General features: G+C 61.2%; 13 protein-coding genes. 7 read left to right on the top strand and 6 right to left on the bottom strand.

Features of this window, described 5'->3' with window-relative positions:
• Positions 1 to 214: 214 nt before the first annotated feature.
• Together FE781_RS09510 and FE781_RS09505 are read right to left on the bottom strand one after the other, a co-directional pair.
• Positions 215 to 1,285 (bottom strand): ThiF family adenylyltransferase, encoded by a 1,071-nt coding sequence (locus tag FE781_RS09510; protein WP_138789381.1) that lies wholly within the window; start codon positions 1,283 to 1,285, stop codon positions 215 to 217.
• Positions 1,282 to 2,022, bottom strand: a complete 741-nt coding sequence (locus tag FE781_RS09505) for a molybdenum cofactor biosynthesis protein (protein ID WP_138789380.1) — start codon at positions 2,020 to 2,022, stop codon at positions 1,282 to 1,284. Before FE781_RS09505 ends, FE781_RS09510 begins: the two co-directional genes overlap by 4 nt.
• A 165-nt stretch (positions 2,023 to 2,187) precedes the next feature.
• On the opposite strand from FE781_RS09505, the gene FE781_RS09500 reads away from it, so the two are divergent.
• The 5 genes from FE781_RS09500 (at position 2,188) to ytvI (ending at position 9,703) form a co-directional block, all read left to right on the top strand.
• The gene (locus tag FE781_RS09500) at positions 2,188 to 3,657 is read left to right on the top strand and encodes a bifunctional metallophosphatase/5'-nucleotidase (RefSeq protein WP_138789379.1); all 1,470 of its coding nucleotides are present in this window, start codon (positions 2,188 to 2,190) and stop codon (positions 3,655 to 3,657) included.
• Positions 3,658 to 3,881: 224 nt separating this feature from the next.
• Positions 3,882 to 5,030 carry an HD-GYP domain-containing protein gene (locus tag FE781_RS09495; RefSeq protein ID WP_138789378.1) on the top strand — a complete coding sequence of 383 codons (1,149 nt, stop codon included), beginning with the start codon at positions 3,882 to 3,884 and terminating at the stop codon, positions 5,028 to 5,030.
• A gap of 142 nt (positions 5,031 to 5,172) precedes the next feature.
• Positions 5,173 to 7,392, top strand: coding sequence for an MMPL family transporter (locus FE781_RS09490; RefSeq protein WP_138789377.1), 2,220 nt, complete (start codon positions 5,173 to 5,175; stop codon positions 7,390 to 7,392).
• 92 nt (positions 7,393 to 7,484) lie between these two features.
• Positions 7,485 to 8,600: a radical SAM/CxCxxxxC motif protein YfkAB gene (gene yfkAB / locus FE781_RS09485; protein WP_138789376.1), complete on the top strand. Its 1,116-nt coding sequence runs from the start codon at positions 7,485 to 7,487 to the stop codon at positions 8,598 to 8,600.
• 53 nt (positions 8,601 to 8,653) lie between these two features.
• Positions 8,654 to 9,703: a sporulation integral membrane protein YtvI gene (gene ytvI / locus FE781_RS09480; RefSeq protein WP_138789375.1), complete on the top strand. Its 1,050-nt coding sequence runs from the start codon at positions 8,654 to 8,656 to the stop codon at positions 9,701 to 9,703.
• A 96-nt stretch (positions 9,704 to 9,799) separates the two neighbouring features.
• Here ytvI and FE781_RS09475 read toward each other — a convergent pair whose 3' ends face one another.
• Positions 9,800 to 10,045 carry a hypothetical protein gene (locus FE781_RS09475; RefSeq protein ID WP_138789374.1) on the bottom strand — a complete coding sequence of 82 codons (246 nt, stop codon included), beginning with the start codon at positions 10,043 to 10,045 and terminating at the stop codon, positions 9,800 to 9,802.
• 142 nt (positions 10,046 to 10,187) lie between these two features.
• On the opposite strand from FE781_RS09475, the gene FE781_RS09470 reads away from it, so the two are divergent.
• Positions 10,188 to 11,039: a MurR/RpiR family transcriptional regulator gene (locus tag FE781_RS09470; protein ID WP_170209495.1), complete on the top strand. Its 852-nt coding sequence runs from the start codon at positions 10,188 to 10,190 to the stop codon at positions 11,037 to 11,039.
• 88 nt (positions 11,040 to 11,127) lie between these two features.
• Entirely contained in the window at positions 11,128 to 11,820 is a 693-nt protein-coding gene (locus FE781_RS09465; RefSeq protein ID WP_138789372.1) for an HAD family hydrolase, read from the top strand.
• Here FE781_RS09465 and FE781_RS09460 read toward each other — a convergent pair.
• Genes FE781_RS09460 through FE781_RS09450 form a run of 3 tightly spaced genes read right to left on the bottom strand, consistent with a single transcriptional unit; the run spans position 11,817 to position 14,882 of the window.
• A complete protein-coding gene (locus FE781_RS09460) occupies positions 11,817 to 12,923 on the bottom strand; it encodes a YheC/YheD family endospore coat-associated protein (RefSeq protein WP_138789371.1) in 1,107 nt (368 codons plus the stop codon). The two genes, FE781_RS09465 and FE781_RS09460, sit on opposite strands and share 4 nt — an antisense overlap.
• Complete coding sequence (locus tag FE781_RS09455; RefSeq protein WP_138789370.1) at positions 12,920 to 13,456, bottom strand: GNAT family N-acetyltransferase; 537 nt, start codon at positions 13,454 to 13,456, stop codon at positions 12,920 to 12,922. The genes FE781_RS09460 and FE781_RS09455 overlap by 4 nt, the downstream gene beginning before the upstream one ends.
• A complete protein-coding gene (locus FE781_RS09450; RefSeq protein ID WP_138789369.1) occupies positions 13,437 to 14,882 on the bottom strand; it encodes a YheC/YheD family endospore coat-associated protein in 1,446 nt (481 codons plus the stop codon). The genes FE781_RS09455 and FE781_RS09450 overlap by 20 nt, the downstream gene beginning before the upstream one ends.
• Between the last annotated feature and the right edge of the window lie 4 nt (positions 14,883 to 14,886).

The raw sequence follows: 14,886 nt of genomic DNA, 5'->3' as shown, positions 1-14,886 counted from the left end.
AACGTTCAATTCTGTAACATGAACCTTCATCCGGTTTCATCTCCTAGACGTCCGCATACCTGCTAGAAAATAACGATTTGTAAATAATGGTAGCAGGAATGCAGAATTTTGACAATACCTATTAAGAAAGGAAGCCCGTTCGCCGCTTGGCGCAAGGACAAGCGGCGGCGCCGTCCCGGGATGGCGCCGCCGCTGAAGCTTGGGGAAAAGGGAATTACATGCCAATATAACGGGCGTATAAACTTTTGGCGACAACAGGATCGTCGGTGCCTTGCACAAGAACGCGTCCGTCCGGGAACAACACCAGCGTCCGCTCGGAATCCGGCTTGAATTTGAGGAGAAACGGATTGCGTTCGACCGGTCCGAGGGGAGCCAATCTGGCCGCCCATTCGTCAAGCGGCACCCGCTTGGCGGAGACCGGCGCGATCTGAACCGAGTCGCGTCCGCACAAGCTGTGAATCCATTCGCCTGCCGCCGACGAATCCAGATATTCGTATCGGCCGCCGCCGCAGCACGGACAATCCGCTTGACGCGAACGGGACACATCGACGGCGGCGTAATGATTGTGCCACAGGTCGGTCGTCACCAGCTTGCGCTGAAGCCAGTCGTTTGCCCCCGTCAGCAGCTTAAGCGCCTCGGCGGCCTGCAGCGAGGCGACGATGTGGATGATCGGGCCGATCACGCCCGCGGTGTCGCATGTCTCGACCGTACCCGCCTCCGGCGGTCCGCCGAACAAGCAGCGCAGACAAGGTGTTTCGCCCGGGATGATCGGCAACGCGACTCCCCGCGAGCTGACCGCTCCTCCGTAAATCCAGGGGATGCCGTGCTTCACGGCTACGTCGTTAATAAGAAACCGGACGGCAAAATTGTCGGTTCCGTCCAGGATGAGATCGACATCCGTCAGCAGCGCCTCCGCGTTAGCGGGATTGAGATCCGCAACATGCGGTTCGATCCGGACGCCGCTGTTCACGGCTCTCAGCTTGGCCGCAGCCGCCTCGGCTTTCGGCAGCGACTGAGCCGCGTCGTTCTCGTCGTAGAGCATCTGCCGCTGCAGGTTGCTGGGTTCGACGAAGTCGCGGTCGATCAGACGGATGTACCCGACGCCGCTGCGGACGAGATGGTTGGCCAGCACCGCGCCCAATGCGCCCATGCCGACGACGGCAACCCGGCTTTCAAGCAGCAGGGCTTGTCCGGCTTCGCCGATCGGGGCGAACAGCATTTGCCGGGAATAACGCATGCGCTGCTCCTCCGACAGCCCGGCGCCGGCGGTATGATCGGTTGTCATAGCGAATCGTCCTCCTTCTCGCGGGCAAGCGGATTCCAAGGGCCGGTCTGGTCGCCCTTCCACTCGGAGCCGTCCTCCCATATTTCCTTTTTCCAGATCGGCACCGTCAGCTTAAGCTGATCGATCGCGTATCGGCTGGCTTCGTAAGCGGCCGCCCGGCGGGGGCTTGACACGGCGATAACGACGCTGATCTCGCCGGGACCGACCGGACCCAGGCGATGGACGATAGCGGTCCGGGTGCCGGGCCATCTCCGGCCGATATCGTTGCCGATCTTCTCCATCTCCCGCAGTGCCATTAGTTCGTACGCGTCGTACTCCAGACGGACCGTACGCCGGCCGTCCGTCCATTCGCGGGTGGAACCGGCGAATACGAGGTTCGCGCCGTGATCCGGGTGCGAGACGAGACTGGAGACGGCGTGGAGGTCGATCGCCTCGCGCGTAAGCCGGAAGAGCGGCTCCTGCGCCGGTTGGTCTTCCTTATGCGGCTGCCCCCCGGACACGGGCGGGATCAGCGCCAGTTCCGAGCCGGGCTTCACCGGTTCGTGATCCTGAATATATTCGTAGTCGCAGGCGACGAAGCTGGCCGAGACGACGCGGGCCGCTTCCGGATAACGGCCGACCAGCTCCCGCTTGATGTCTCCCGCCGTCGGCGCCTCGTCCGCGGTCTCCAGCGATATGCGGTCAGACCCGATCGCGTCGGCGGCCCCTGCGAACAGGAGAACGGTCCATTTTGCCACGTTCCTTCCCTCCCAATCGTTCCCGCTCTGTCGAAAAATTCGGCACCGCCCTCCATGACCAGGCCGGTGCTAATTGCGCGGGCGGTGTGGTATAGTGAATAGGATACCATACTTTCAGGCCGCAGACAGCTTGTCTGCGGCGGCGGCGGCTTGGGGGGCACGGGCATGACGACAAACGAAGATCGCCTTTTGTTAATCCATACGAACGACATTCACAGCCATTTCGACGCGCTGCCCCGGCTGGCGGGTGCGGTGGACAGCCTGAGGCGGAGACGGCCTCCGGAACGGACGTTGTATGTCGATATCGGCGACCATATGGACCGCATGCGGCTGGAGACGGAGGGCAGCCGGGGAAGGGTCAATATCGAGCTGATGAACCGGATGGGCGTCGAGGCGGCGGTGCCCGGCAATAACGAAGGACTGACGATGACCCCGGACGAGTTGGCGGAGTTGTACGGGCGGCAGGCGTCGTTTCCCGTGCTGGCCTGCAACCTCCATGCGCGGGAAGGGGAGACGCCGGCTTGGTTGAGACGATCGGTCGTCATTCCCAAGGGAGGCCTGAGGATCGGTCTGATCGGAGCGACCGCGGCGTTCAACGATTTCTACGAGCTGCTCGGCTGGCGGGCGGAGGAACCGCTCGCGGCGATCTCCCGGGAGGCCGCGGCCCTCCAAGGCCAAGCGGACCTCGTGATCGTCCTGTCCCATCTGGGTATCGCGCTGGACGAGCGAATGGCCGACACGGTCGAAGGCATCGACGTGATCGTGGGCGCGCACACGCATCACCTGTTCGAGGAACCGGTGCTTCGCGGAGGGGTCTGGATGGGAGCGGCCGGAAAGTTCGCCCAGCACGCGGGCTGGATGGAGCTTCAGTTGTCCCCCGACCGAAGCGGGGGGCGGAGAAAAATCGAACGGGTTCTCGGGGGAGTGGTCGCCTCGTCGGCGTTCGGGAGCGAGAGCTGGGCGGAGGAGGTGCTGGCGCGGCATTTGGCGGCGGCCGAAGCGGCGCTGGGCCGCCCTTTCCTGCGGCTCGACCGGAACTTGCCGGCCAGCGATACGATGGAATCGCCCCTCGGCAATCTGCTCGCCGATGGTCTGCGGCGCTGGACGGGAGCCGAGATCGGCCTTGTGAACGGAGGCCAACTGCTGCGCGGACTGGAGGCGGGAGACGTCAGCGACAGCATGCTGCTGAAGCTGTGCCCGTCTCCGATCAATCCATGCCGGATGTCCATCCGGGGACGAGACTTGCTGGAGGCGCTGGAGGAAAGCCTTCTCCCGGAGTTCGTGAAGCTTCCGATCCGCGGTTACGGATTCAGGGGGGAGCGGCTGGGCGCCCTCTGCGTCTCCAATATGGAGATTCGTTACGATCCCGATGCCGAACCGGGAAGCAAGCTTCTAAGCGTAAAGATCGGCGGAGCCGAGCTGCGGCCGGACGCCACTTACGAAGTCGGCACGATCGACATGTTTACGTTCTCCGTCGGCTACAAGAGCTTGGCCAGGGGAACGAACCGGCGGTATTACCTGCCGGAGTTTATCCGCGACGTGCTGAAGACGGAATTGCAAAACGGCGCGGCCTTGCAGCAATGCGCGGTTCCGCGGTGGATCGCGTGCGCCCGGCCCTCGGCCGCGAAGCCTTGAGCGGAAGGCCGAACGGCATCGAATCCCGCGGGGCGGCCGAACAATCCGCGACAATAGCCGACATTTTTCGGGGCCCTCTCCTGAACGGAACGGCCCCGAAACTATTTGCTTTCCCGTCGACGATACTGGAAAATCGCTTGCCGTTATTGCCCTTTTTGCCATTTTCCTATACATTGGTCTTATTAAGACAACTTAGACTCCGATGTCGAAACGAGGCTGCGCATATGCGATTGATTCCGGTACGCCAGTTGAAGCCGGGCATGCGTCTGGGAAAAAGAATATACAGCCAGGAAGGGATTGTGCTCCTGACGGAATATGTCGAATTGACCCAAAGCATGATCGATCGGCTGGCCGAACACGGCATTGCGTTCGTGTACATATACGATCCGCGAACGGAAGATGTCGTCGTCAACGATTTGGTCGACCCGGAGACGAGAGCCCGGGCCGTGGGGGAGATTCGCCGGCATTTCCGCCGCATGATGGATGAATCGGCCCGGAAGCGAAATGTGCGGGGGACCCGGATGGACAAGACGTTCCGCACGATATTGGGGGACATCATCGACGATTTGTCGCGCCATCCGAACGCGATGCTGATGCTGAACGACATCTGCATGGCGGATCATTACCTGTATCATCACTCGTTAAACGTCTGCATCTATACGACAATGCTCGGTATTGTACACGGATATTCGAAGGAGGAATTGTTAACGATCGGACTGGGCGCCCTTCTGCACGATATCGGCAAGGTGCACATCTCCCCCGAGCTGCTGCAAAAACCCGGCAAGCTGAGCGAGTCCGAATACGAGCTTGTGAAGAAGCATGCCGAGGACGGATATCTGATGCTGAAGGACGAGCCGAATATTCCGCTGCTGTCCGCCCACTGCGCCCTGCAGCATCACGAACGGCTGGACGGATCGGGGTACCCGCGCGGACTGGTCGGCGACGAGATTCACGAATACGCCCAGTGGATCGGCATCGTCGACTCTTACGACGCGATGACCTCGTACCGCTCGTACCGTCTGGCTCTGCTGCCGCATCAGGCGTTGGAGGTTCTGTATACCGGAGCGGGCACCCTGTACGATACGAACAAGGTCATGCAGTTCCGGGACCGCGTCGCCATCTATCCGATCGGCGCGACGGTGAGGCTGAACACCGGCGAGGTCGGTGTTGTCGTCGATCTGAATTCGGCTTTCGCTCATCGGCCGATCGTACGCATTCTGCAGGACCCGGACGGCGTGGAGCTTGACGTTCCGTACGAGGTGGACTTGTCGAAGAAGCTCAATGTGCTGGTGACCAGCGTCAACGAGGTGCAGGTAAGGGACACGGAGTCTTCGAACGGGATGGATACCCGCTCCATTCAAGCGTCATCCTAAAAGATTGAAGCGTCGCGCCACGGCGCCCGTGCTTCGTTCAGCCGGTTGAGCCGGCTGACGGCGCTCGGGCGCTTTTGCCAGGGAGCCGCAGTCGAATCGGGCTTCCGGACTGCAACTTTCCGCAGCGAAAGGACGGGCAAGGATGAAGGAGTCTCAATCCAAAGGAAACGGGTTGGCGTGGTGGGGGCGAACGATTTACCGATGGCGCCGGACGGTTGCGTTGTTGTGGCTGATCGCGGTGCTCGGCTTCGGCTTCGCAGCGCTGGGAACAACCGATTTGTTGAAGGACGACGGATTTACGCCGAAAGGCAGCGACTCCGAGCGGGGGTTGGCGCTGCTTCGCGAAGAGCTTGGCGTATCCGCTTCGTATCTCAACTTGGTTTACGTCGCGCCGCCGGGACGCGAACTCGGCTCCGAGGCCGAGACCCGGGCGATACTGGATTCGCTGTCCCCGCTCGCGGAGTCGCCGGAGGTCGCCGCGATCCGTCCGAATCCGGCGTCCCGCACGGATACCGCGAACCATATATGGTCCGTGCTCGTTTACCTGAACGTGCCCGAGGACCGGGCGATGGAAGTTTATCCCGAACTGAAAGAGAAGATCCGGGCGCCCGAGGGACTTGAGGTGTATGTCACGGGCACGACTCCGGTCATCCTCGACATGCAGAGGGCCAGCCGTTCGGACATCGTCAAGGCGGAGATCATCGGGCTGCCGATCGCCCTGATCGTCCTGCTGCTCGTCTTCGGCACCGTGCCGGCCGCCGCTCTGCCCATGGCGGTCGGGCTGGCCAGCGTATCCGTGACGCTGGGCATCGTCTGGTTTATTGCCAGGAACGTCTCCCTCTCGAATTTCTTGCCGAACATGGTCACGATGATCGGCCTTGCGGTCGGCATCGATTACGCGTTGTTTATGGTCAGCCGGTTCAGGGAGGAGCTGAGACGCGGAGGCGATGCGGAGAGAGCCGTGGTCGAGACGAGCCGGACGGCGGGCCGTTCGATTTTGTTCTCCGGCGTCGCGGTGCTGATCGGCCTGGTGGCGATGTTTCTGGTCGATTTGAATATTTTTCGGTCGCTGGCCTTGGGCGGCGTGCTCGTCGTGACGGTCTCCGTGCTGGCCGCCAATACGCTGCTGCCGGCCTTGCTCGGCCTGCTGGGCAGGCGGATCGACTCGTGGCCCGTTCTCCCGAAGGCGTGGCGGGAGCGCCAGTCGGAGAGCCGCTTCTGGCCGGGCGTCGCTTCGTTTGTCATGCGGCGGCCGGTTCCGATCGTGCTCGTGCTGGCGTCCGGCCTCATCGCGCTGGCCCTGCCGCTCGGCGGCATGCGGCTGAACGTTCCCGACGCGGAGGTGCTGCCTCCCGCGTACGAGTCGCGGCTGGGCTCGGATCTGCTTCGTCAGGCTTATGACAGGAGCGAGTTGAATCCGATCCAGGTGGCGCTGCCGCTTGGGGTGTCTTACGCGGATCCGTCCGCCGTGAGCCGAGTCAACCGTTTGACGGAACGTCTCTCGGCCTTGCCCGGCGTAAGAGACGTCCGCTCGTACGCCAAGCTGCTGGCGTCTGACGGGCTGCCGGAGCCCGGACATGGCGAACGGCCTGTGAATCCGGCACTGCTCGACGCGGTCGAACGGTCCGGGCTGGCGAAAGGCGAGACGGCGTTGATCACCATCGTGCCAGAGCCGGAACCGGACAGTGAGGACGCGGAGGCGCTCGTCCGGGACGTTCGCCTTCTGGTCGGGGAGATGGAGTCTGACGCGTTCGTTACGGGCGGGCCGGCTTACCGCGCCGATATATTGGAACGAATCGAGAGCAAGCTGTGGATCGTGGTCGGCCTGGTCATGGCGGTGACCTACGCCGTGCTGCTGCTGGCGTTCAGGTCGGTGCTGCTGCCGCTGAAGGCCGTCGTGATGAACGCGCTCAGTCTCGGAGCCAGCTTGGGCCTGGTTGTGATCGTGTTCCAGGAGGGCTTCGGCGCGGATCTGCTTCAGGTCACCTCCATCGGGTACGTGAACGCCATTTTGCCTGTGGTCGTCTTTTGCGTCGTATTCGGCATTTCCATGGATTACGAGGTGTTTCTGCTGTCCCGGATTGCGGAAGAGTACGAAGAAACCGGCGACAACGACGGAAGCACGGCGAGGGGGCTGGCCCGGACCGGCAGCCTGATCACAAGCGCGGCGTTTATCCTGATCGCGGTCGTCGGGTCGTTTATCTGGACCGATATCGAGGTGATGAAAGCGCTGGGCTTGGGATTGGCCGGCGCGGTTCTGATCGACGCCACCCTGATCCGCGTGCTGATGGTGCCCGCGCTGATGAAACTGCTGGGCCGGCTCAACTGGTGGGCCCCGGCATGGCTTCGGGCCCGCGGTTAACCGGCCGGTCCGGACGCGCGAGGTTTCTTTTTGCTTCCGCTTGGGCTACAATGGATAGGAAGCTTGCTTGATAGAGAAGGATAGATGGAACCATGAACGGAACTTCGACGACTTATCCCCGGCATCTGGACGATCCGTGGGATCCGTTGCCGACGCTGAAGGAGCATGGGCGTTACCTGCTCACGAGCGTCGAGATGACGGTCACGAATTTATGCAATATGCGATGCGAGCATTGCGCCGTCGGCGACGCGCTGACGATGAAGGAAGCGCCGCGGCTTCCGGTGGATCTGATGCTGAAGCGGCTCGACGAAGTGGAGCATTTGCGGACGATCAGCCTGACGGGCGGAGAGCCGTCGTTCTCCATGGAGACGATCCGGAACTATATGCTGCCCTTGCTGCGGTACGCCAAGGATAGAGGCGTGAAGACGCAGATCAATTCCAACCTGACGCTCGATCTCGAGCGGTACGAGGAATTGGCGCCTTATCTGGACGTGATGCATATCTCGTTCAACTACGAAGGGCCCGAGGATTTCTACGAAGTCGGGTTCGCGGCCAAGCCGGGCCGCACTCCCTATTCGGTCGCCGTCGGCATGTACGACCGGATGATCGACAACGCGCGCAAGCTGTCCGCCGGCGGCTTGTTCGTATCGGCCGAATCGATGCTGAACTATCGCACCCACTTCCGGATCGACCGCATCCATCGGTTGATCGTGGAGATGGGCTGCCGCCGCCACGAGGTTCATCCGATGTACCCGAGCTCGTTCGCCTCCAAGCTCCCGCTTCTGTCGCTGGACGAGATTCGCGCCTCGATCGAGCGGCTGCTCGACAACCGCGATCCGGATGTCTGGATGCTGTTCGGCACGCTCCCGTTTTTCGCCTGCAGCGACCGCCAGGAGGACCTGAAGCTGATCCAGCGGCTGCGTCAGGAGCCGAACGTGACGATGCGGGGCGATCCGGACGGACGGAACCGGCTGAACGTCAGCTTGTTTACGGGTGACGTGCATGTCACCGATTTCGCCGCGCTCCAGCCTCTGGGCAACATCAAGTCCGACCGGCTCGACGATATTTTCGAGCGCTGGCTCGAGCACCCGCTGTCGAAACGGGTATCCTGCCATTGCCCGGCCGCCAATTGCTGCGGACCGAATCTGCTGGTTGCCGACGCGTATTATTCCAACGTGGACTTCCGCGCCCGGCGGGCAAAGGTCTGACGGATGCCGGAATATAATCAAGTGATTCGCTGGGTAGGAGGCGGAGCAAGCTCATGCCATTGAAGACGCTGCTCGTCATGGTTGTCGGCGTCCTGCTGATTTACGGCTTGTTTACGGTGGGATCGCCTTTTCTGATCGCGATTATTTTGGCGATGTTTCTGGAGACGCCGATCTCCCTGCTGATGCGCGCCGGCAAAATGAACCGGCTGGCGGCGGCGACGACCGTATGCACGGTGTTTATCCTTGCGCTGCTCGGCTTGGCTTACTGGATCGGGTTCAGCATCGTCATGCAGCTGATCGACTACGGCAAGCAGGCTCCCGAGTACTTCGAAGAAGCGGGCGGCGTGCTGCAGGATCAGATCGATCGCGCCCTGCAATATGTGAACACCCTGAATCCCGAGGTCGCGGAGCAGATGGAGACGGGACTGAAGAACGCCGTCGGCTCGCTGACGGATTCGATCGGCATGATGCTCGGCAACGCCTCGAAATTTTTCTTGAATCTGGCGACCGCAATTCCCAATCTGCTGGTGTATTTTATCGTGTTTGTCGTAGCGCTGTATCTGTTCAGCTACAGCCTGCCTTCCCTGTACACCGGGTTCCTGGGCCTGTTCGAGGAATCGTCCCGGTCCAAGGTGGAGAAGGTCATGACCGATCTGCGCCAATCGGTGTTCGGCCTGCTGAAGGCGACGATCGTGCTGAGCGGTCTGACGTATCTGGTCTCGCTTCTGGGTCTGCTTGTGCTGCGGGTGGATTATCCGCTCGCGATCGCCCTGCTCATCATTATCGTAGACCTGCTGCCGATCTTGGGGACGGGTTCGGTGCTCGTTCCGTGGGCGATCTATACGACGGTGGTGAACGGAAATCTGAAGCTGGGCATCGGGCTTGTCGTGCTGTTCGTCGCCATTACGGTGTTCAGGCGGATCGTCGAGCCCAAAGTCATCGGAGATTCGGTCGGCATCAGCCCGCTCGCCGCGCTCGTCAGCCTGTATATCGGGTTTAAGCTGGTCGGTCTCATCGGCTTTTTCCTCGGCCCGACGCTCGTCATCATCTATCAGGCGATGCGCAGGTCCGGCCTTCTGCAATTCAAGATCACACTCGAATAAGTGTTTTTTCGCCTTGACGGCGCCTGCGGCTTCGTCGCTCCGAACGGGGAAACGAAGCCGCTGGTCCATTCGCAACGATAACGCTTCCTCCGTCTATCAGGGACGGTGAAGACGGTTATCCATCCGGCGAACGCGGTTGGCGGAATCGGCGGAAGCTGAGTCTTCGCCGGGATCGAGCACGATCTTGGCGATGCTGTTGACAGGCAGCAGCATGTTGTGCAGCTCGATCCGAACCATGCCGAATTTGTCGAACACTTGCGTAATCGCCGTATCGACGTAACCGGTCTCCCTTCCGTAATAAATACGGACTCGTCGTCTCGAAGCGGCCAATTCGTGCAGCACGATTATCGACCTCCTGACAATAAGGACTCGTTTTTCTGCAATTTCGTTGCGTCAACGTAACAAGTTTATATTCAACTTTGCTCAAAAATGCAGTAAGATGATGATGAAACCCCGATGTGGTTGGAGGGGAGGGGAGAGAGTTGTGAATGGAGCACTGGCCAGAATAAGATCGGCGCTCAGCCGGTTGAAGGCATCCGAGCGCAAAGTCGCCGAATACATATTGGCGAATCCATCTCTCGTCGTCATGCAGTCGGTATCCGAGCTTTCCGAGCAGTGCGGTGCCAGTCAGGCTGCGGTCATCCGGATGTGCAAATCTCTCGGCTACAAAGGATTTCCGGAGCTGAAAGTCATGATCGCCGGCGATCTCCAACAGACGCGCGAGGACGATTACCGTCCGCTTGACCGCCACGCTTCGCTGGAGGAGGCGATCGACCGGGTGACCGGCAACAATATGCTGGCGGTCCGGGACAGCGTCCATACGGTTTGCCCCAAGGCGCTTGCGGCTGCGGTGACGGCTTTGTACGAAGCGGACCGGATCTTCATCTACGGGATAGGCTCTTCACATTTGATTGGACTCGCTCTTCAGCAGCAGTTCATTCAAATCAACAAGGCATGCATCGTCTTCCCCGACATTCATATGCAGCTTGCATCGTCCGTCACGGTTAGACCCGGGGACGTTGCGCTCGGAATCTCCTGGAGCGGGGAAACCCGCGAAGTCGTCCGCTGCATACGCAACGCGAGGGAGATGGGAGTCCGGACCGTCGGGATAACGAGGTTCGGCGGCAGCAGCTTGTCCCGAGAGGCGGAGATCGTCCTGGCCCTCTCGGTTGCGGAGACGGATGCCGACATGGGGACGATGGGGGCCCGAATCGCCATGCTCAACATGATCGACGTCGTCTATCAGGTATTGGTCCGAATGGACTACGATCATTCGGCCGCTTATGTAGATCGGACGAACCGGGAGTTGCGCCAACTGACCGGCGATTCCGCATAGCCTGATCCTTTACCGCTGGAAATCGTCGATGCGTCGATGCGGGCTAGCGTCATCGCCATATCACGTCATAGAACAGGAGCGGAGTCGCATGAAACATACGGATCGGCAGGAGATCGTAAAGCCGGAGGCGATGATCTTCGATCTCGACGGCACGTTGTTCCGGACTGAATCCATACTGCTTAGGGCCTACCGGCGCGTTTTCGATACGCTTCGCGCGGAGGGCTTGTATGCGGGGGACGTTCCTCCCGAGGAACGGATTCTCTCGTCCCTGGGCATGCTGCTGGAGCAGATCTGGTACAGAGTGATGCCGGAAGCCGGCGAGGCCGCTCGCCGGCGGGCGGACGAGCTTCTGCTGTTGTACGAGAAGGAGGAGCTTGAGGCGGGCCGGGGCGAGCTGTACCCCGGAGTCGCGGAGACGCTGCGCGAATTGCGCGCGAGAGGCGTGCGCCTGTTCATCGCCAGCAACGGTCTGGAGGCTTACGTCAAAGACGTGCCCCGTGTTTTCGGCATCGCCGGGTTGTTCGAAGCGATGTACAGCGCGGGCGAGTACCGCACCTCCTCCAAGGTCGATCTCGTGCGGCTCCTGCTTGAACGGCACGACGTTCGCCGCGCATGGATGGTCGGCGACCGCTCGTCCGACGTGGAAGCCGGCAAACGAAACGGTCTGGTCGTTGCCGGCTGTCTGTACGCGGGATTCGGCAGGCAGGAGGAATTGGACGGAGCTGATTTTCTGGTCGGCAGTTTTCCGGAGCTGCTTGAACGATTGGAACGGCTGGATTAATCGGCTGTTCCGTTTTTCTTTTTGCGGGCGAGGAACAGCGCGTATTCCAGCGGCTGGCGTATGGCTTTGGCGTAGGCCTGCCGGTCGCCCAAGCGCGAGAACACCTCTCGGCCCGGCTTCGGGTTCAGCTCGATCAGCCAGATGTGTCCCTTCGGATCGACGGCGAGATCGATTCCAAGCTCGCAGAGCTGGCCGTATTGCGACTCGACGTATTTTGCGACCTTTTCGCCGAGCGACCGCATATTGGCTTGGATCGATTCCGCTTTTTCCTCGCCGAACCGTTCCTTCAGCAGCCGGTCGACCGCGACGGCCTGACCGCCCCCGTGAAGGTTGGAGGTGATGCTCCGCTTGGCGCCGATCCGTCCGGCGTATCCGGTTACTTCCCACTCCCCTTTGCCGTTTTTCTGAATGAGCAGCCGAAAATCGTGCACCCGCCCGTCGGGCAGCTCGATGCGGATCCCCTGTTGAACGAGGTAGCGGTTGCGCAGCCCCCAAGCCGACAGCCTGACGTGCAGTTGATCCTTGCGGATCCGACGCGGGGCGAGAATATTCCGCTTCCGATCCCGCCCTTCGACCAAATATTGATCGCCCGAAATTTTCTCGATCCGAAGAATCCCTCTGCCTCCGGTGCCGTTCACGGGTTTCATGTATACGAGCCGCTGCTGCGAGAGGAGGCCGAGCAGATCCCTGCTGTCCCGGTAGATGCGGGTTTCCGGCAGATGCTTGCGAATCTCCTCGTTTTTCGCCAGCGTCTGATGCATCGCCCATTTGTTCGCGAGAGGCTTGTTCAGAAACGTCAGGTGCGCGTATTTCTTGCGAAATTCGCGGAACTGCCGGAATCTCTCCGATTCCTGGTACCGGCACCGGTCGTAGATGAGATGCGGCAGCGGAATCCACCTTCGCGTCCACGTTTTCGCATCGGGGGAATATTGGTGAGCGTAGACCTGTTTGCCGTCGGCGGACAGATCCTGCGGCGTGAACACCGCCACGTCCAATCCGAGCTTGCGGCCGGCAACGGTCATTTTGCGGAAATAGGTTCTCTCCTCGAGGTTTCCTTTGGCTCCGATATACAGCGTCATGATGCCAAGCGTTTCCTGGGTCACAGCATCTTCACCTGCTTTTCTTGGGCGAGATAAGAACGGCCGCGGGAGCCGGGCGTCCGGTCCGAAGCGGCTTTGAGGCGAAACGTGGTTTTGCCCGTCGGTCCGACAAACACCTCGTAGGCGAGCATCCCTGCGCGGAAGCAGGAACGCAGGGAAGAGAGATTGTCGGCGGCGACGCAGCAGCGGAACTCGCCCAGCTCGGAGATGATGGCGCGCAGCAGCCGTTCCCCGAGCCGTTGGCCGCGGCAGTCCGGCCGGACGACAACGACGGAGGCGTCGTCGCCGTACCCGGATGCGGCGGATACGCCGGCCAGGCGGCCGTCGGCCGTCCAGGCGGCGTATACGGCCGCGCCCGGTGCGTCGACCTGGGCGGGGGAGGCTTGCGCCAGCCACTCCAGCGCGTTTTTGGTGATGCGTCCGCCTCCGTGATGCATGCAGAACGCGAGCAGCTTCGGCCGGCATCGCAGCCAGCGCGCCGCATCGATCCGGCGGATGACGGCGGATTCCGGCGAATTAGTAGAGGGTTCGGACATGGGAGATCCCTCCGAGACGAACGTGGATAGTCGGCTTGGATCGGCGGACGGTGCGTCTGCCCGTTTGAGCCGTCCGCTTGCGGAGTTTTTTCCTGGCCGCAGGGGCGGCCGCCGCCGGGACGGCCTTCTCGGCCGCTGCTCCGCTTGCGACGCCGCCCGGCTGCGGGTTCAGGTCCACAAGGTCGGGCCACCGCGTCGCCCGCTCCTCCAGACCTCCGTTCGACTGGCCGGTCCTGCGCGATTCGGCCGGCGAGCCGTGGCCTGTCGCGAACGCTTTGCCGTTGCTCTCCTTGTGCTCCCTCTTTTTCTTGGCGATCAAATACTGCGCGTATTGCACGATCCGTCTCAGCGAGCGCTGGCGGATATGCGGCTCGTCAAACTTCATCGGCTTCGAGTTCGCTTCGAAGAACCAGATCCCGCCCGACATGTCGATGCCGAGATCCATGCTCATCTCGCCGAGGGAATTGCCGGATTTTTTCTCGATCTGCGAGGCGATGAGAAGCGCCGCCTTCTTCACCTGCGCCATCAGCTTTTTCGCTTTGTCGGGGCCGAACGAGTGCGACAGCAGCTTCTCCGGGTCGTCGATCGACCCGCCGCGGGGAACGTGCGTCGTGATGCTTTGTTTGCCGGCGATCCGCGCGCCGATTCCGGTCACGCTCCAGATGCCTTTCCCGTTCTTCTGCACGAGAACGCGCAGATCGAAAGGTCGTTTGCGGTGGCTCGATAACAAAATGCCTTGCTGCGCGATATATTCCTCTTGGCCCACGATCTCCAGAATTTTGCGCCAGACCGGCGTCAGATTGGCGTATTTGCTGGTCAAGCTGCCCTTCTGCTCCTGGATGCTGAGCCAATATTCGAATTTCGGCTGATCCTTGGAGCGGACGCGCTCGATCTTCATGATGCCTTTGCCGGCTTTGCCGCGCACGGGCTTCAGGTACAGAATCGGATACTGGCGAAGCAGCGTTTCCAGTTCGTGCTGGCTGGCCAGCCGTTTGGTGACCGGGATAAACTTGCGGGTCGAGTGGGCTTTGCCTAGCCATTCGTACAGCGTCCACTTGTTGAAGAACGTCGGATTGAACAATTGCAATTGGCTGTGGCGGAGGCAGGACGACAGCGTCGCCTGCACATCCGGGCGCATCTCGTCCTTGCGGAACGGAATGCGGTTATAGATGACGCGGGGAAGCGGCAACATGCGGCTGACCCATGCCTGCTTCTCTTCGTCATAGGTGTGGCACAGGATACGCCGGAACGAAGGCCGAAGATCCCGGTGCGAGATGACGCAGACGCTGGCCCCCAACTGGCGGCCGGTCCGCACAAGATCCAGGAAGTTCTCGCGATTGCCGCGAAACGACTGGCCCGATTCGTCCGCCATGGTCAAGATTCCGAGGTCCGGCCGTTCGGCCGAATCGTGAAGCTCCAGTTCCATCGGT

This window comes from Paenibacillus thermoaerophilus, from assembly GCF_005938195.1.
Classification (GTDB): Bacteria; Bacillota; Bacilli; order Paenibacillales; family Reconciliibacillaceae; genus Paenibacillus_W; species Paenibacillus_W thermoaerophilus.
This window is presented reverse-complemented; position numbering and strand designations above follow the sequence as displayed.